This window comes from Aquimarina sp. TRL1, assembly GCF_013365535.1.
GTDB classification, from domain to species: domain Bacteria; phylum Bacteroidota; class Bacteroidia; order Flavobacteriales; family Flavobacteriaceae; genus Aquimarina; species Aquimarina hainanensis.
Genome location: NZ_CP053590.1, coordinates 3,198,229 through 3,219,014 on the forward strand (window position 1 = coordinate 3,198,229; position 20,786 = coordinate 3,219,014).

9 protein-coding genes are annotated in these 20,786 nt (G+C 37.9%); 6 read left to right on the forward strand and 3 right to left on the reverse strand.

Features of this window, described 5'->3' with window-relative positions; translation table 11 throughout:
• Window positions 1–16: 16 nt before the first annotated feature.
• From HN014_RS12945 to HN014_RS12955, 3 genes are all read right to left on the reverse strand, one after another.
• Complete coding sequence (locus HN014_RS12945) at window positions 17–868, reverse strand: AraC family transcriptional regulator (RefSeq protein WP_176029278.1); 852 nt, start codon at window positions 866–868, stop codon at window positions 17–19.
• Window positions 869–1,764: 896 nt separating this feature from the next.
• On the reverse strand, window positions 1,765–2,271 hold the full coding sequence (locus HN014_RS12950) for an OmpH family outer membrane protein (protein WP_176029279.1): 507 nt from the start codon (window positions 2,269–2,271) through the stop codon (window positions 1,765–1,767).
• 298 nt (window positions 2,272–2,569) lie between these two features.
• Window positions 2,570–2,815, reverse strand: coding sequence for a hypothetical protein (locus HN014_RS12955; RefSeq protein ID WP_176029280.1), 246 nt, complete (start codon window positions 2,813–2,815; stop codon window positions 2,570–2,572).
• 265 nt (window positions 2,816–3,080) lie between these two features.
• Between HN014_RS12955 and HN014_RS12960 the strand changes: the two genes are divergently transcribed.
• The 6 genes from HN014_RS12960 to HN014_RS12985 all read left to right on the forward strand — a co-directional run bounded on the left by HN014_RS12960 (window position 3,081) and on the right by HN014_RS12985 (window position 20,784).
• Window positions 3,081–5,027, forward strand: a complete 1,947-nt coding sequence (locus tag HN014_RS12960; RefSeq protein ID WP_176029281.1) for a peptidylprolyl isomerase — start codon at window positions 3,081–3,083, stop codon at window positions 5,025–5,027.
• A gap of 1 nt (window position 5,028) precedes the next feature.
• Entirely contained in the window at window positions 5,029–5,877 is an 849-nt protein-coding gene (locus HN014_RS12965; protein ID WP_176029282.1) for a peptidyl-prolyl cis-trans isomerase, read from the forward strand.
• Window positions 5,861–7,282: a peptidylprolyl isomerase gene (locus HN014_RS12970; RefSeq protein WP_368660058.1), complete on the forward strand. Its 1,422-nt coding sequence runs from the start codon at window positions 5,861–5,863 to the stop codon at window positions 7,280–7,282. The genes HN014_RS12965 and HN014_RS12970 overlap by 17 nt, the downstream gene beginning before the upstream one ends.
• A gap of 6 nt (window positions 7,283–7,288) precedes the next feature.
• On the forward strand, window positions 7,289–8,242 hold the full coding sequence (locus tag HN014_RS12975) for a MoxR family ATPase (protein WP_176029284.1): 954 nt from the start codon (window positions 7,289–7,291) through the stop codon (window positions 8,240–8,242).
• Window positions 8,243–8,408: 166 nt separating this feature from the next.
• A complete protein-coding gene (locus tag HN014_RS12980) occupies window positions 8,409–8,825 on the forward strand; it encodes a hypothetical protein (protein WP_176029285.1) in 417 nt (138 codons plus the stop codon).
• Between the two features lie 343 nt (window positions 8,826–9,168).
• Entirely contained in the window at window positions 9,169–20,784 is an 11,616-nt protein-coding gene (locus tag HN014_RS12985) for a gliding motility-associated C-terminal domain-containing protein (RefSeq protein ID WP_176029286.1), read from the forward strand.
• The last annotated feature ends 2 nt before the right edge of the window (window positions 20,785–20,786 follow it).

The following is a 20,786-nucleotide window of genomic DNA, read 5'->3' on the forward strand; positions in this document are numbered from 1 at the left end:
GTTTTTTGAATTACATTTAAACAAAGTAAAACAAATCATTTTGTCTTTTTCTAAAAACCTCAGGAGTGCATCCGTATTGTTTTTTGAAAAATGTAATAAAGTAAGAGGGAGTATCGAACCCCATTTCTAAAGCGATTTCATTGACAGTTAAATTAGTGTATTGTAATAATCGCTGAGATTCCAGTAAAATTCGCTGTCTTATCAAAGAACCTGCCGTTTTTCCAGTTTCTTTTTTGCATACCTTATTTAAGTGATTGGCACTTACATGTAATAGATTCGCATATTGAGAAGGTGTTTTTTTACTCTTGTAATGCTTATCTATTAGTTGTTTGAAATAAATGATTTTGCTTTCTCTACTATGATTCTGTTCAATAGTTCTTACTGGGTTGTAGGCTCTTTCGAATTCGAAAAGTAAAATATTCAGATAAGAACATAATACATTTCTGAATCCTTTAGAACAGTTTTGATATTCTTTTTTTACAAGTAATAATAGGGAGTTCCATTTGTAAACTTGTTTTTCGGTTAGTCTAACAAACGGTTTTTCCCATTTTTTGAGAAATGAAAATTGATATAATAAATTGGTGTTGTATCTCAAATCAAAAAAATCACTAGTAAAATTAATAATACTTCCTTTTGCATATTTGTCTAATGTAATACTACTTACACAATCGGGTTTAATGATAATGAGTTTAGCTTGATCTGTATCTATTTTAACTTTGTCAATTATAATCTCCCCCTTAGCAGAATCTATAAATAACAATGTATAGAAATCTTGCTTGTGAGGTAGTTCTAATTCAGGGAAACGTTCCAATAGTCCCTCTAAGGTATCTAGCCAAAACCCATTGGTGTTCTTTTCAAAATACTCCATTGTGCAAACCATTAACTTATTAGTTCGCATATTGCATATGATCATTTAGAAGACATAAGGTATAAGTCCAAAAAAAATTTTGAGCTTATAAGGGGCTCATGTCAATTGTGTGAATTAAATATGTCTTATGAATATAAATGAGCTGTTTTTGGAGGATGAAAAATAGAAAATAAATGCTCAGAGGTATAAAGTAGAGGGATAAAATGACTGAGATGATTTTCTCTTTTTAATGAAAGAATTGTTTTTTTGTTAGGAGATGATGTATGTATGAATAATACTATTTTTTGTTTTTCAATTTTAGGAAAATCCTTATGTGAACTCTTTTGTTTGTTTTTTGAAAGCTGTGCTTTTAAAAAACAACTCCCTTTACAAACAGGGGAGGCTTTGAACCTGTTGATGCACATGTTTTTTTCAATAAAATCCTGGTTGGCATAAAAATGAATCAAAATTCTCAGCTCACTGGTACTGTGATATAAGAATACAAAAAGTAGTATTATTGATAAAAAACGATTCATGATAGGTTTTAAAAGAGTTCTCGTGCGTGCTTCTGTCGAAAAATGATTATCTGGATATAGTACCTGTTATAAAAATTGCCAACTGTAAGCCGTTATAACAATTAACTATTGTTAAAAGTGAGACACGAAATCTAATAGCAAAATACCATTTCTTATGATTGATTCCTAGATTGATTGCATAATTTCAGAGATTATTAACACTGAATTTCTTTATGCTTTTAGTTACAAGCGAAAATTAGATGATTTAAGTGATGTTGAAAGATTTTTTGAGTTGCTGAGTAGTACTGCAAAACAAAAACAGGGCTGAGGATAGTAATTTTTATTATAAAAAAAAGACATATCGAATAGATATGTCTTTTATATAAATTAAGTGCTAATTTCTTATTCAGCTTTGATTCCAAGCTTTGTCATTACAGTTTTTGTAAGATCAAATGTAGGATCTATATACGCCAATCCACTGTTAGAAATCGTTAAAACCTGAGAATATCCTCCTGCCTTAGCAACTTCTTCTAATGCTTTTCCAATTTTTTGATATAAAGGCTGTAATAATTTGTTTTGTTCCAATTGAGCCAGTTGAGCACCGTTTTGTCTAAACTTATTGATATCTCCTTCCAGCTTAATAATTTCTTCCTGCTTTGTTTTTTTCAAAGCATCCGTCATAGTAGCTTCTTTAGCCTGGTAATCCTTAACAAGTGCTTGATATGAATCTAATTTTGTTTTTAATTCAGCTTCTAACTTTCCGTTATAGGCTTTAATATCTTCCTGTACTTTTGTTAATTCAGGCATTTTAGAAAGGATAAACTCACTGTCTATTGTTCCTACTTTTGATTGAGCCACCATAGTAAGGCTTACTGCCATAAAAAGTATGGAAAGTACTACTTTTTTCATTTATAATTTTTTAAGTGTTATCTAATGCAAATATATACGCTCTTCTGATATAGTTACAGTTAATTGTATTTTTTTTACTCAATAATAGAGATTTAAATGTCCAGGAGTGTACCAGAGGTAATATCTATGCCGAATAATATCTTGTGTACTTACACTGAACAGGTTTACTGATTTGGTGAAAATTAATAGCTAGGCAGGAAGCCTAATAGTCTAAAAATATTCTGAGTAAAGGTTTTGTTTGGTCGTGCTTTACTGCTTTAATGATTCGGATTACTGTTAATGCTTGATTGCGTATTTTTTATTTTTTTTCAGAGTACACTTGACCTCGGTGAGGCTTCAATGCATCTCTTATAGGTTTCATGATCGATTCGTCTATGACCATATAAGCAATACTATGCATTTCGGTTAGGTCTTCTGCTCCTGTATCAATAATCCCGAGTTTTTCGAGGGCAATATATTCTTTGAGATGAATTACGTGATGGGTCGCTGTTTTGCTGGCTGCAGGACCTCGAAAATCCCAAATTAATTTTAATTTTCTGTTCATTGTCATTATTCCTTACGTTGGTCGCGTCAATAAAAGCAAAGATGTCCTAAAAAGAGTTTATATTAAAGAAAAATAGAAAATTATTTTCTCCTTAATGCAAAGAAAATATAACGAATGTAAGGTTGGGAGGAGAATTGAAAACTGCTTTTGTATAAAAGTACATAAAATAATACTACAAGTGCCATTCGTTTCGTTATCATAAAGGCTTGTAAAAGATGTTAATATTATTATTTTTGTCCGGTCTCGGACTTTATCAGAAGAAACTATGAAAAGAGTATTGTTTTTTTTAGGAATGGTTGTTTTTTCTTCAATAACAGCACAGGAAAAAGATGAAGTGCTATTGATGTTAGGCGAATCCCCAATCTATGAATCTGAGTTTAAAAGAGTATACCTGAAAAACATTGATCTGGTTAAAGATGCTTCCCAGAAAGATGTTGATGAGTATTTAAAACTTTTTATAGATTATAAATTAAAGTTGCAGGAAGCAAAATTTCTGGGATTGGATAAGAAAGAAACCTATCAAACGGAATTAGACGGCTATGCAAGGGAACTGTCATCTAATTATCTGACAGATGTCAAGGCATCAGATGAAATGGTAAGAGAGGCTTACGAGAGAATGAAAAAAAGAATCAGAGCAAGTCATATTCTTATCCAATTGCGAAGAGATGCCTCTCCAGAGGATACATTAAAAGCATTTAAAAAGATAACAGAAGCCAGAAACAAAATTGTAAAAGGAGAAAGTTTCGAGAGCATTGCAGAAACGTATAGTGAAGACCCGTCTGTTACAAAGAACAAAGGAGATTTAGGATGGTACTCTGTTTTTAGAATGGTATATCCTTTTGAGAATGCTTCCTATCAAACAAAAATAGGAGAAATATCAGCTCCATTCAGAACACAGTTCGGATATCATATTGTAAAGGTTACCGGTCAGCAACCTTATGAAGGGAAAGTTACAGTAGCACATATTTTGGCAAAAATTGATGAGAAACAAACGACCTCCATAGCCGCACATAAAATAAAAGAAATCAAACAGCAACTGGAAGATGGGGTGGCTTTTGACGTTGTCGCTAAACAATATAGCGATGATAAACAGTCAGCACCTTATGGAGGAGAATTAAAACCTTTTGAAAAAGGAGTGTTGAACTCTGAGGCATTTGAAAATGCAGCATTTACCCTAAAAGAAGTAGGAGAGTTATCTCAACCTATAAAAACGCAATACGGACTTCATATTCTGAAATTGCTTAATAAGGAAGCTGTAGGAACCTATGAAGAAGAAAAATCACAGTTGACAGAACGGATAAAAAGAGATACACGAGCGCAGTTAATTACAGATAAATTTTTAACATCTCTGAAGAAAAAGTACGGAGTAGAAAAAAATGAAGAGGCAATACTATATTTTAAGAAAATAGCAACTTCTATAACGGAAAGTGACAAGAACAGTTACCCTAAAACAGAAGCATTTCAAAAAGTACTTTTTAAAATTAAAGATAAAGAATATGCATATAAAGATTTTGCAAGCTTCCTGTTCGAAAAACAATATAAGGCGAAGTATTTCAAAGACCTTTCTAAATTTATAGACAGATCCTATGATGATTTTGAGTCTCAGGAATTACTGGCATATTATAAGAATAACTTAGAAAGAGATAATCAGGAATTTGCAAATGTATTATTAGAATACAGAGAGGGATTATTACTTTTTGATATTATGGAAACTACAATCTGGGACAGGGCAAAAGAAGACATGGAAGGAGTAAAAAAATATTATCAGGAACATAAAAATAACTATAAAAAAGGGGAAACCTATACAGTAATAAAAGCTTCTTCTGTCAATAAGAAAACATTGGCTAAAACCGCTAAGTTGTTGTCTAAAGGAATGAGTATCGATAAAATCAGAAGTATTGTTAATAAAAAAGGAGTACAGGTAATCTTTTCAGAAGAATTTTTGGAAAAAGGAGTGGATGGTTTTCCGGAACGATTTTTAGCAGAAAAGAATACATCTACATTTACAGAAGAAAAAGAATATCAAACACTCTTTTTTGTCAAAGAAATACAACAGGAAACTATCAAGGAGTTTGAAACAGTCAAAGGAAAGGTAATCAATGATTATCAGCAACATCTGGAGAATATTTGGCTGGATAGCCTCAGAAAGAAATATCGGGTGAAAGTGGATGAGAAAATCTTAAATAAAGTGAAAAAAGAATTTTCTATATAGAATGAGGTATATTGCAGTTTTTATTTGGATACAGCTTTTTATTTCCTGTGGAAAATGGAATGATGATGGCGTAAAAGGAACAATGGCTAGAGTAAATGATACCTATCTCTATAAAGAAGATGTTAAGGAATTGATAATGAATGGAGTGTCAAAAGAAGATAGTGCCAACATTATTAATACATATATAAATGGATGGGCGACAAAACAGTTATTGATAGATCAGGCAAAGGTGAATCTCAGTGATTTGGAAATGAGGGATCTGGATAGGCTGGTAGAAGATTATAGAAATACCTTGTATATTAATGCCTATAAAGATGCATTGATTAGCAAATCGATTGATACCAAAGTATCTGATGAAGAAATGAACGCTTATTATGAGCAAAATATTGAAAATTTTAATCTGAATAGGGAGCTGGTAAAGATACGTTACTTACATTTGCCTACTGATTATAATGATATTGTTGCAACGAAGAAACAATTTGATCGTTTTAAAGAAGAAGATGAAGAAGACCTTATAAATAGAAAGTTGGAATTTATAGGGTATTCTTTTAATGATAGTCTTTGGTTGGAATTTGAAGATGTATTACATCAAATTCCTATTTTGAGACAAGAAGAAAAAAAGAATATTTTAAAAGAAGGGAAGTATATTCAGTTGAGTGATTCTCTGGGGATATATATGGTGAAAATAGATAAGTTGTTGAATAAGGGAGTACAAGCCCCTTTAGAATATATAAAACCAACAATACGCCAGATTATATTAAATAAGAGAAAACTAGAGCTGATAAAGAATTTAGAAAAGGACATTACAAAAGATGCGATTAAAAACAAACAATTTGAAGTTTACAATTAGGGAGATAACAATTAATACCATTGTATTTTTTATAATGGGATATGCTGCAATTGCTCAAGAGATCATAGAAGAAGAAGTAGTTGCACAAGTTGATTCTGTAAAAAAAGAAGTTCCTTTCCAAAAAACAAAAATAGATGGAGTTGCAGCAGTAATCGGAAGTTATGTAATTCTGGATAGTGATATCGATGTAGCGTATCAGCAAATAGTAAGTGAAGGCGTTTCTACCGACGAAGTAGATAAATGTCAGTTGGCAGGGAGTTTGTTCGAAAATAAATTATATGCACACCATGCAGTTCAGGATAGTTTGGAAGTGTCAGAAGGAGAAATAAACTCTATTGTAGAACAGCAAATGGCATATATGGTTCAGGAATTAGGAACCATGGAAAAAGTGCTTAGCTTCTATAAAAAGGAAGATGTAGACGCATTAAAAAAGGAATTGTACGAAGTTCATAAATCCAGTAAGTTATCAAATCAGATGCGTTCTAAGATTACGGATGAGGTAGAAATTACACCAGAAGAAGTAAGAGAATTCTTTGATGATATTCCAAAAGATGAAAGACCTTTATTTGGTACGGAGTTAGAATTGGCTCAAATCGTGATCGAGCCAAAAGTATCGGAAGAAGCAAAACAAAAAGTAATTAACAGATTACAGCAATTCAGAACAGAAATCGTAGAAAACGGAAGTAGTTTTGCGACGAAAGCAGTATTATATTCACAGGATCCGGGATCAAAATCTACCGGAGGGAAATATACATTAAATAGAAAAACGCCATTCGCAAAAGAATTCAAAGATGTAGCATTTAGTTCTCAGGAAGGAGAAGTAAGCGAGCCCTTTGAAACTGAATTTGGGTATCACTTATTGAAGGTGGATAAAATACGAGGAGAAGAAATAGATGTAAGACACATTTTATTAGTTCCGGAAATAGAAAGAGAAAATGTAGAAAAAGCAAAAAAACTAATCGATTCGATTCGTACAAGTATCATATCAGGATCGATTTCTTTTGAAGACGCGGCCAGAAAATTTAGTGATGAAAAAGAAACGAAGCAAAACGGAGGAAAGCTAATAAACCCAACAACAGGAGATACACACTTTGAACTTACCAAAATAGATCCTATATTGTATGATCAAGTATCGAAGTTAAAAGAAAATGAAGTGTCTTTAATCATTCCTGATCAGGATAGACAGGGAAGAAAGAAGTTTAAACTCATTACGGTATTAAATCGTTTTGATGAACATATTGCTGATTATTCAAAGGATTATTTGAAAATTCAGGAATTAGCACTTCGTAAAAAACAAATTAATGCTATTAGAAAATGGCAAGATGAAAAAATAAGGGATACCTATATAAAAGTCAGTGGAGAATACGAAAATTGCGAGTACAGTGGAAATTGGTTAAAAAAATAAAATAGTATGTCAGACGTTGCAGCTGTAGAGCAACTGGTAAATAAGTATACCGAGCTAAAAAAAGAAATATCTAAAATAATTATTGGTCAGGAAAAAGTAATTGACCAAATTCTTATCTCCGTATTTTCAGGAGGGCATGCACTGTTGATCGGTGTACCGGGACTAGCCAAAACCTTAATGGTGAATACCATTTCTCAGGCATTAGGGCTGGATTTCAAAAGAATACAATTTACCCCTGATCTGATGCCTAGTGATATCCTGGGGAGTGAAATATTAGATGAGACCAGACAATTTAAGTTTATTAAAGGGCCTGTTTTTTCTAATATTATTCTGGCAGATGAAATAAACAGAACACCACCTAAGACACAAGCAGCATTGCTGGAAGCGATGCAGGAAAGATCAGTAACTGTAGCAGGACATCATTATAAATTAGACCTTCCTTATTTTGTATTGGCAACTCAGAACCCTATTGAGCAGGAAGGAACGTATCCATTGCCAGAAGCACAGTTAGATAGATTTATGTTTGCTATTGAATTGTCATATCCTACTTTTGAAGAAGAAGTAGAAGTGGTAAAAAGCACAACGGGGGTTTCTGTTAAAGAAATTAACCCTTTGTTTACAGCAGAAGAGATCGTTAATATACAGCAACTAATTAGGAAAATACCTATAGCTGATAATGTGGTAGAATATGCAGTGGGATTAGTAGGAAAAACAAGACCTAATGGAGAAAACGTTCCGGATATTATTAAAAACTATGTAGATTGGGGAGCCGGACCAAGAGCTTCTCAGAATTTAGTTCTGGCCGCAAAAACACATGCGGTAATCCATGGGAAGTATTCTCCGGATATAGAAGATATACAAGCAGTAGCCTTAGGTATTTTACGACATAGAATGATAAAAAATTATAAAGCAGAAGCAGAAGGCGTAGGTATAGAAGATATTATAAAAAAGATTTTATAAAGAGTTTTTTTGCTAGAAAATTTTAAAAAGGTTTAAACGGTTGTTTAAACCTTTTTTGTTTTATGATGTCATAAAAGAGAACGTTCATGAATTAATAAATAAAGTAAACATATAATGAGGAGCAATTGTAATCATTATCAATAGAATCAAAAAAATGAAAAAAGAAATGAAAAAGATTTTGTCAATAGTTATGATCATGTTGATCAGTACTGTATCTGCACAAATTCATGCGCAGGATCATGAAAAAAGAAGGGAATTGAGAAACAGTTTTTTCGAGAGCCTTTCAGATCATCAAAAAGAACAGTTGAAATATCATAAAGAGTTAAAAAAACAACATAGAGAAGCTTTTAGAGAAACATTTACAGAAGAGCAACGCGCTATTGTTACTAATGAAGATTTATCCAGAGTAGGAAAAAGAAAAGCACTGAGACCAACATTATCAAACGAACAAAAGCAATTGAAGAAGAAAAATAAAGAGCGAATGGAAAAAGAAAGGGAAAAATTTGAAGCTACGCTAGATGCAAAACAATTAGAAACTCTCGAAAGGATAAAAGCGATGAGAAAAAAGAAAGGTAGAATGTGATCGTTCACTAAAAAATATAGTACATAAGAAAGGTAGCGCTAACAGTGCTGCCTTTTTTTATAGAATACATTTTAGAAGAAAAACTTATTACATAGGTTTTATTCTGTTTTGTTAATTTTTTAACATAAAATTACACTTCGTCGATATTAATCTGCATTTCGTCGAACAAATTGAATTGTTTAGTCGAAATTAAGTGATGATTCCTGAAGGTTATAAATACTTTTATATAGAGTTGATTTATAAATGATTGTTTTGAAGTGAAGTTGTTCGCTTTAAAACAACGTATTGTTTTTTAATAAATATGTCCTGAGTCTATAAAAGTAAATTTAAAACCAGATTGAATATGAATAATCATTACTTAACCGGTTTAACGAAAGTATTCGATACACTACAGAGAGTTCCTTTTTTTATAATAGGAGTTCTTTTTAGTGTATTTGTTTCAGAAACGATGTATGCGCAATGCCCTGCGGGAGCAATTGATTATGCAAGTAGCCCAACTAATACAATTGCTTCAGGAGAAGTATATTGTCTTAGCCAGGATTTAGATATAGGTAATGCAAATCTTACAATTCAATCTGGTGGAGAATTACACATAGAATCCGGTTTTGAATTACAAGGAAATGGTGTTCTGACAATTCAGGGAACTGTTGTAGTCAATGATGGGGCCGGTATTACTTACGTAGGTTCATCAGAAATTGGGATTTTTGGAACAGCAGTCACCTCAGTCTTACGATTAGGTGTCGGATCTTTTTTCTCTATAAATGGATCATTGACTCAAAACGACCCTACATTCTTTGGAAATTTAAACCCAGGACATAGTGCGACTATAGAAATGAATAATTGTTCTGTAGTAGAAGTGTGTTCGACATTTACACAGCAGGCAGAAACCTATCCAAGTGTTGTGTATATAGGAGATGGGAGTTGTGAAGCCTATTTTATAGATAAAGCTCAGGTAAGTGGTGGGTCAGGATCAACACTGACGAATTCTACCAGTGTCAACTGGATTGCTATGAATACAATAACCAGTCTAAGTGAGGGAGGAGCTACACTTTGTGGTCCCAATGCTACACAGGCTACATGTAGTATGTGGCCGGCAGGACTTACAGATGCTGTTGCGGCGAATTGTGCAGAAGCTAAAGGAATTGCGGCAGGATTATCAGGGGGATCAGGACCAACTACGACAGATACCGATGGAGATGGAGTGACAGATGATGTGGATTTAGATAATGATAATGATGGGATTTTAGATAGTGTTGAATGTCTATCTGTAGAAGTTATCCCAACGGGAGTTAGTAGTACCGATGATGATTTTAATAATCCTAATAACGGAAGTGATACTCCTGGAGCTTTAATAAACACTATAGATGGTAATTTAGGAACTTATATTGCAGATGCAGCGCCTTCAGGAGGCTATTCTGATGTTACGTATACCTATCCTTCTTCTAGGTTGCAGACATTGCGAATTTATAATAATGCAGGAAGTCTATTAGGAGATCCTCAGGCAATAAATACAATTGGTACAATTAATTTTTATAACAGTTCAGATGTCTTGATTGGTACGTTATCATCAGTGGCAGTACCTAATGGAAATGCAGGAGGAAATCCTTTTGAAATTCCCATGGATCTTCATGATGTAACAAAAGTAGAAGTATTAGATTTAACAGGACTTTCTTCAGGAATTGCATGGAGATCATTTAGGTTAGTAACATGTACAGATTCAGATGGAGATGGGATTTTTGATCCAGAAGATTTAGATTCTGATAATGATGGGATTCCAGATAATATAGAAGGACAAGCAACAAACGGATATATAGCACCGAATACAGATAGTGCAGCAACATATACGACTAATAATGGAGTAAATTCAGCTTATTTAGGAGGGGTAACCCCAGTAAATACTGATGGAACGGATAATCCGGACTACCTGGATATGGATTCAGATAATGAAGGAGGTAATGATACAGCAGAAGCAGGTCTTACACTATCAGGTAATCAGGGAGCTAATGGGCTAGATAATAGTTATGATAATGGAGATGACTATACTGATGTCAATGGTAACTTTGATAATACCCAAGCAGATAATTTCCCGGATGAAGATAGTGATGTAGCTATTGAAGATGTAGATTATAGAGATGCGACAAATAGTGATAATGATAATGATGGGATTCCTGATTTTGTAGACCTGGACGATGATAATGATGGGATTTTGGATTGTGAAGAAATAGGCATAAATGCCTCAACAGAAGTTGATGGTCTTTTTAATATTGTCGGGGATGCTAATAAATTAGGAGCAAAAGAAATGCAATTGACTCCAAATAGCTTAAATCAATCAGGGCAAGTAATGTCAGTGAGCAAAATTGATTTTGAAAGTAATTTTACAATACTTTTTGAAGCATATTTAGGAACGAATAATAACGAATCTGATTTTTTAAATTCAGGAGCAGATGGTATTGCAATAGTTTTTCATGATGATCCAGCAGGCACATCAGCATCAGGAAGCGATGGAAATGGTATAGGTGCCTTAGGAATTCAAAATGGAATTGTATTAGAATTAGATACATTTAATAACGGAGGGAGTACAGGCGATATTGTAGATGACCATGGAATGATATGGGATTCAGATGATCAAAGTATTCATTTATCAGGAGCGGTTTCTTTGGGGCAACTTGAGGATGGCGCATGGCACCCTGTAGAAGTGAGTTGGGATTTTACGACTAAAACATTAGTATATAAAGTTGATGGTATAACAGCCGGTAGTTATACAGGTGATGTTGTGTCAAATCATTTTGGCGGAAGCAATATGGTTCATTTTGGTTTTACAGCCTCAACCGGAAGTGTTGTGAATGAACATAAAATCAGGTTCGATAATTTTTGTAATGATTTACCTTTAGTAGAAGATTCAGATAATGATGGAATATCTAATCACAAAGATCTAGACAGTGACGGAGATGGTATTCCGGATAATATAGAAGCACAGACGACGAACGGATATATTCCTCCTTCAGGAAATGATAGCGATAATGATGGATTGGATGATGCTTACGAAGGAACAGGAAATGAAGGGTTAACCCCTGTAAATACAGATGGAACAGATCAGCCGGATTACTTAGATTTAGATTCAGATAATGAAGGAGGGAATGATACAATTGAAGCAGGTCTTACATTATCAGGTAGCGTTGGAGCTAATGGGCTAGATAATAGTTATGATAATGGAGATGATTATACCGATGTCAACGGTAGTTTTGATAATACACAAACAGATAACTTTCCCGATGAAGATAGTGATGTTGCTATTGAAGATGTAGATTATAGAGATGCGACAGATAGTGATAATGATAATGATGGAATTCCTGATGCCGTAGATTTGGATGATGATAATGATGGGATTCTTGATACAGTAGAGGCATTATGTGACACTAACTTGATAGCAAATGGAGATTTCTCTAATGGGAGTGATAAATGGACAAGTAGTTTTGCTTCAGGAGACACAGGAGGAATCAATTATACAGGAGGAACAGTTCAGTATAATGTAGATAATGATGGGGATTTGTATCCAATAAATAAGGTAATTACAGAAAATACAGATCTTTTTACATTAGAAAATGGTAAAGCATATACATTTAAGTTTGATGCTCATTTTCTGAGTGCTGTTCAGTTTGAGGTAGTGAATTTCAAATGGGTTATTATGGATAATTCAGGGAATTTAATTTCGGAAATTAATGAATATACTACAGGAGGAACTACAGGAACGGCTTCCGGGATAGTAATAACGGATACTCAGAGTACTTACATAAGTACATTTATTCATAATGAAGCAACTGGAACTTATAAGTTAGGATTAACATGGGATGCAATAGAAGGCTTTCCAGGAGAAGGAAGAGATGTTATTTTTGATAATATATGTTTATCAGATAATGATTTAGATAATGATGGGATTCCTGATCATATGGATTTAGATAGTGACGGAGATGGTATTCCGGATAATATAGAAGCACAGACCACGAACGGATATATTCCTCCATCGGGGAATGATAGCGATAATGATGGATTGGACGATGCTTATGAAGGTACGGGAAATGAAGGTTTGACTCCGGTGAATACAGATAATTTAGATACGCCTGATTACATAGATCTGGATTCAGATAATGAAGGAGGAAATGATACTGCAGAAGCGGGACTTACGCTATCTGGTAATGTCGGAGCTAATGGTTTGGATGATGCAATAGATAACGGCGATGATTATACGGACGTTAATGGAAGTTTTGATAATAGTCAGGCAGATAACTTTCCTGATTCAGACAATGATGTGGCTGTCGAAGATGTAGATTATAGAGATGCGTTAACTTCTTTTGGATGTACTCCAGGTTTTTATCAAGTAGTGACGGATCAGTTCAGAATTATGGACCCGGCTACAGGTTTGTATTCAGATGTAGGAAGTCCTTGGGTAAATGCTTATAATTCTATAGGATATAATCCAGTTGATGGATTTGTATATGGAGTAGATAATACGACCAGGCATTTATTAAAAATAGATGGAAATGGAAATATAGCTGATTTAGGTGATTTAATAGATAATGCTACAAGTAACCCTATGGGGTCCAATGTCAATGCTGCCGATTTTGATAGTAGTGGAGCTATGTGGATTAAGCAGTCTGGTTCTGGTTTTTTTAGAAAAGTAGATATTGCGACTAATACCTATGATCAAATTAATACGACGGGAGCAAATTTTGATGTAGCTGATTTTATTATTATCAATGATATAGCATATGGAGTAAAAGATAATCGATTAAGAGTAGCAGATTTAACAACAGACCCAATTGTAGTAACCAGTAAAACCGTATCAGGATTAGGAGCAAGCTCTGGAGGATATGGGGCAACTTTCGGGGATGCTCAAAATAACTTATACGTATTCAGAAATGGGACAGGAGGTTTCTATAGAATTAACGATTATGAAAGTGCTAGCCCTTCAGCTACATTGTTATTAACAGGAGCTGCTTCTGGTTCTAATGATGGAGCTGCATGTCCAGATGCGTGCCCTGCTTTTGATCTGGATTGTGATGGTGTATTGAATACAGATGAGGATTTAAATGGTAATGGAGATAATACAGATGATGATACAGATGGAGATGGAATACCAAACTATTTAGATGTAGATGATGATAATGATGGGATTTATACCAGCGAAGAAGATACAGACGGTAATGGTACGGCTGCAAATGATAATGAAGATGGAGATGGATTACCGGATTATTTAGATCCTGATTCTGATAATGATGGGTGTAATGATGCTAATGAAGCTTATGGAGATGCAAATGCGGATAATGGTGATGGAGGAGAATATGGAGATGCTGATACAGCTGTAGAAGGCGATGGTTCCGGTAAGATCAATCCGGATGGAAGTGTTGCGGCAGCATCGTATACAACAGGTACTGTACCATCTGTTACTGATGATTCCATAAAGATTGTTTGTGAGCCTTGCGCAGCAACAGTAATACCAAATTTCACAGATGTCGGATATGCAATATGGGCAGCGGCAGATTGTGATGAAGATGGAGTAACTAATGGATTGGAGGTTGATCAGGATAATGATAATACAACAGGACCTAACCAGACAGATCCTTTTGATGGATGTGATTATAATACTTCAGATCAGGTTATCGCTAATGTTAGTGCAGCCTGGAATGCATTAGACTGTGATGAGGATGGAGTTACCAACGGACAGGAGATTACAGATGGTACTGACCCAACTGATGGATGTAGTTTAGTAGCAGCGAATCAGGATGCGACACCAAGTGCAGCCTGGAATGCATTAGACTGTGATGAGGATGGAGTTACCAACGGACAGGAGATTACAGATGGTACTGACCCAACTGACGGATGTAGTTTAGTAGCAGCGAATCAGGATGCGACACCAAGTGCAGCCTGGAATGCATTAGACTGTGATGAGGATGGAGTTACCAACGGACAGGAGATTACAGATGGTACTGACCCAACTGACGGATGTAGTTTAGTAGCAGCGAATCAGGATGCGACACCAAGTGCAGCCTGGAATGCATTAGACTGTGATGAGGATGGAGTTACCAACGGACAGGAGATTACAGATGGTACTGACCCAACTGATGGATGTAGTTTAGTAGCAGCGAATCAGGATGCGACACCAAGTGCAGCCTGGAATGCATTAGACTGTGATGAGGATGGAGTTACCAACGGACAGGAGATTACAGATGGTACTGACCCAACTGACGGATGTAGTTTAGTAGCAGCGAATCAGGATGCGACACCAAGTGCAGCCTGGAATGCATTAGACTGTGATGAGGATGGAGTTACCAACGGACAGGAGATTACAGATGGTACTGACCCAACTGACGGATGTAGTTTAGTAGCAGCGAATCAGGATGCGACACCAAGTGCAGCCTGGAATGCATTAGACTGTGATGAGGATGGAGTTACCAACGGACAAGAGATTACAGATGGTACCGACCCAACTGATGGATGTAGTTTAGTAGCAGCGAATCAGGATGCGACACCAAGTGCAGCCTGGAATGCATTAGACTGTGATGAGGATGGGGTTACCAATGGACAAGAGATTACAGATGGTACCGATCCAACTGATGGATGTAGTTTAGTAGCAGCGAATCAGGATGCGACACCAAGTGCAGCCTGGAATGCATTAGACTGTGATGAGGATGGAGTTACCAACGGACAAGAGATTACAGATGGTACTGACCCAACTGATGGATGTAGTTTAGTAGCAGCGAATCAGGATGCGACACCAAGTGCAGCCTGGAATGCATTAGACTGTGATGAGGATGGAGTTACCAACGGACAGGAGATTACAGATGGTACTGACCCAACTGACGGATGTAGTTTAGTAGCAGCGAATCAGGATGCGACACCAAGTGCAGCCTGGAACGCATTAGACTGTGATGAGGATGGAGTTACCAACGGACAGGAGATTACAGATGGTACTGACCCAACTGACGGATGTAGTTTAGTAGCAGCGAATCAGGATGCGACACCAAGTGCAGCCTGGAATGCATTAGACTGTGATGAGGATGGAGTTACCAACGGACAGGAGATTACAGATGGTACTGACCCAACTGACGGATGTAGTTTAGTAGCAGCGAATCAGGATGCGACACCAAGTGCAGCCTGGAATGCATTAGACTGTGATGAGGATGGAGTTACCAACGGACAAGAGATTACAGATGGTACCGACCCAACTGACGGATGTAGTTTAGTAGCAGCGAATCAGGATGCGACACCAAGTGCAGCCTGGAATGCATTAGACTGTGATGAGGATGGAGTTACCAACGGACAGGAGATTACAGATGGTACTGACCCAACTGACGGATGTAGTTTAGTAGCAGCGAATCAGGATGCGACACCAAGTGCAGCCTGGAATGCATTAGACTGTGATGAGGATGGAGTTACCAACGGACAAGAGATTACAGATGGTACCGACCCAACTGATGGATGTAGTTTAGTAGCAGCGAATCAGGATGTGACACCAAGTGCAGCCTGGAATGCATTAGACTGTGATGAGGATGGAGTTACCAACGGACAGGAGATTACAGATGGTACTGACCCAACTGATGGATGTAGTTTAGTAGCAGCGAATCAGGATGCGACACCAAGTGCAGCCTGGAATGCATTAGACTGTGATGAGGATGGAGTTACCAACGGACAGGAGATTACAGATGGTACTGACCCAACTGACGGATGTAGTTTAGTAGCAGCGAATCAGGATGCGACACCAAGTGCAGCCTGGAATGCATTAGACTGTGATGAGGATGGAGTTACCAACGGACAGGAGATTACAGATGGTACTGACCCAACTGACGGATGTAGTTTAGTAGCAGCGAATCAGGATGCGACACCAAGTGCAGCCTGGAACGCATTAGACTGTGATGAGGATGGAGTTACCAACGGACAGGAGATTACAGATGGTACTGACCCAACTGACGGATGTAGTTTAGTAGCAGCGAATCAGGATGCGACACCAAGTGCAGCCTGGAATGCATTAGACTGTGATGAGGATGGAGTTACCAACGGACAGGAGATTACAGATGGTACCGATCCAACTGATGGATGTAGTTTAGTAGCAGCGAATCAGGATGCGACACCAAGTGCAGCCTGGAATGCATTAGACTGTGATGAGGATGGAGTTACCAACGGACAAGAGATTACAGATGGTACCGACCCAACTGACGGATGTAGTTTAGTAGCAGCGAATCAGGATGCGACACCAAGTGCAGCCTGGAATGCATTAGACTGTGATGAGGATGGAGTTACCAACGGACAAGAGATTACAGATGGTACTGACCCAACTGACGGATGTAGTTTAGTAGCAGCGAATCAGGATGCGACACCAAGTGCAGCCTGGAATGCATTAGACTGTGATGAGGATGGAGTTACCAACGGACAAGAGATTACAGATGGTACTGACCCAACTGATGGATGTAGTTTAGTAGCAGCGAATCAGGATGCGACACCAAGTGCAGCCTGGAATGCATTAGACTGTGATGAGGATGGAGTTACCAACGGACAGGAGATTACAGATGGTACTGACCCAACTGATGGATGTAGTTTAGTAGCAGCGAATCAGGATGCGACACCAAGTGCAGCCTGGAATGCATTAGACTGTGATGAGGATGGAGTTACCAACGGACAAGAGATTACAGATGGTACTGACCCAACTGACGGATGTAGTTTAGTAGCAGCGAATCAGGATGCGACACCAAGTGCAGCCTGGAATGCATTAGACTGTGATGAGGATGGAGTTACCAACGGACAAGAGATTACAGATGGTACTGACCCAACTGACGGATGTAGTTTAGTAGCAGCGAATCAGGATGCGACACCAAGTGCAGCCTGGAATGCATTAGACTGTGATGAGGATGGAGTTACCAACGGACAGGAGATTACAGATGGTACTGACCCAACTGATGGATGTAGTTTAGTAGCAGCGAATCAGGATGCGACACCAAGTGCAGCCTGGAATGCATTAGACTGTGATGAGGATGGAGTTACCAACGGACAGGAGATTACAGATGGTACTGACCCAACTGACGGATGTAGTTTAGTAGCAGCGAATCAGGATGCGACACCAAGTGCAGCCTGGAATGCATTAGACTGTGATGAGGATGGAGTTACCAACGGACAGGAGATTACAGATGGTACTGACCCAACTGACGGATGTAGTTTAGTAGCAGCGAATCAGGATGCGACACCAAGTGCAGCCTGGAATGCATTAGACTGTGATGAGGATGGAGTTACCAACGGACAAGAGATTACAGATGGTACCGACCCAACTGATGGATGTAGTTTAGTAGCAGCGAATCAGGATGTGACACCAAGTGCAGCCTGGAATGCATTAGACTGTGATGAGGATGGAGTTACCAACGGACAGGAGATTACAGATGGTACTGACCCAACTGATGGATGTAGTTTAGTAGCAGCGAATCAGGATGCGACACCAAGTGCAGCCTGGAATGCATTAGACTGTGATGAGGATGGAGTTACCAACGGACAAGAGATTACAGATGGTACTGACCCAACTGACGGATGTAGTTTAGTAGCAGCGAATCAGGATGCGACACCAAGTGCAGCCTGGAATGCATTAGACTGTGATGAGGATGGAGTTACCAACGGACAGGAGATTACAGATGGTACTGACCCAACTGACGGATGTAGTTTAGTAGCAGCGAATCAGGATGTGACACCAAGTGCAGCCTGGAATGCATTAGACTGTGATGAGGATGGAGTTACCAACGGACAGGAGATTACAGATGGTACTGACCCAACTGATGGATGTAGTTTAGTAGCAGCGAATCAGGATGCGACACCAAGTGCAGCCTGGAATGCATTAGACTGTGATGAGGATGGAGTTACCAACGGACAAGAGATTACAGATGGTACTGACCCAACTGACGGATGTAGTTTAGTAGCAGCGAATCAGGATGCGACACCAAGTGCAGCCTGGAATGCATTAGACTGTGATGAGGATGGAGTTACCAACGGACAGGAGATTACAGATGGTACTGACCCAACTGACGGATGTAGTTTAGTAGCAGCGAATCAGGATGTGACACCAAGTGCAGCCTGGAATGCATTAGACTGTGATGAGGATGGAGTTACCAACGGACAGGAGATTACAGATGGTACTGACCCAACTGATGGATGTAGTTTAGTAGCAGCGAATCAGGATGCGACACCAAGTGCAGCCTGGAATGCATTAGACTGTGATGAGGATGGAGTTACCAACGGACAAGAGATTACAGATGGTACTGACCCAACTGACGGATGTAGTTTAGTAGCAGCGAATCAGGATGCGACACCAAGTGCAGCCTGGAATGCATTAGACTGTGATGAGGATGGAGTTACCAACGGACAGGAGATTACAGATGGTACTGACCCAACTGACGGATGTAGTTTAGTAGCAGCGAATCAGGATGCGACACCAAGTGCAGCCTGGAATGCATTAGACTGTGATGAGGATGGAGTTACCAACGGACAGGAGATTACAGATGGTACTGACCCAACTGATGGATGTAGTTTAGTAGCAGCGAATCAGGATGCGACACCAAGTGTATCCTGGAATGCATTAGACTGTGATGAGGATGGAGTTACCAACGGACAAGAGATTACAGATGGTACCGACCCAACTGACGGATGTAGTTTAGTAGCAGCGAATCAGGATGCGACACCAAGTGCAGCCTGGAATGCATTAGACTGTGATGAGGATGGAGTTACCAACGGACAAGAGATTACAGATGGTACTGACCCAACTGACGGATGTAGTTTAGTAGCAGCGAATCAGGATGCGACACCAAGTGCAGCCTGGAATGCATTAGACTGTGATGAGGATGGAGTTACCAACGGACAAGAGATTACAGATGGTACTGACCCAACTGATGGATGTAGTTTAGTAGCAGCGAATCAGGATGCGACACCAAGTGCAGCCTGGAATGCATTAGACTGTGATGAGGATGGAGTTACCAACGGACAGGAGATTACAGATGGTACAGATCCGATAGACCCAGATACAGATGGTGATGGAGTAACAGATGGAGATGAAAAAACAGATGGAACCGATGGTCTGGATAATTGTGATTATAATGGAGCTAGTGTAACATTAGTGCCTGATGCGAATTGGGAGACATTGGATTGTGATGGAGATGGAGAAAATAATGGTGAGGAAGTGACGAACGGAACGGATCCTCAGGATGCATGTAGTGTTTCAAATCAGGTTATACCAGATATGTCTTCTTCAACTTACGATGTTTGGGCAATGTCAGATTGTGATGGAGATGGAGTTATCAATGGAGTAGAAGTAGATCCTGATGGAGATGGTGTAGCAGGACCAGAAAATACAAATCCATTTGATGGATGTGATTATAATGCCGATGATCAGGATATAAGTATTGTTAGTGATGAATGGAATGCTTTGGATTGTGATGAGGATGGAGTTACAAATGAAGATGAAGTGACTAATGGTACTGATGCAGTTAAAAAAGATACTGATGGAGATGGAGTCACTGATGGAGATGAAGTAAAAGACGGTACAGATGGTCTTAGTCCTTGTGACTATAATGGATCAAGTATAACATTACCTCAAACAGTAGATGTTAGTTCTTTAGGATGTGAAGGAGATGTTACAATTCATACAGGGATTAGCCCTAATGGAGATGGAGTGAATGATGAATTGCGAATAGAAGGATTGGAGAAATATCCCAATAATACATTGCGTATTTATAACAGATGGGGAGTGATGGTATTTGAGGCCAGTGGATATGAACAATCCGGGACTGCATATTTTACAGGAACTTCGAATGGTAGAGTAACCATTCAGGGGAGTAAGAAACTACCGGTAGGAACTTACTATTATGTTTTGAACTATGTGGATTCTGACGGAGTGAATCAGTCTAAAACAGGCTACTTATATATAAACAGATAATA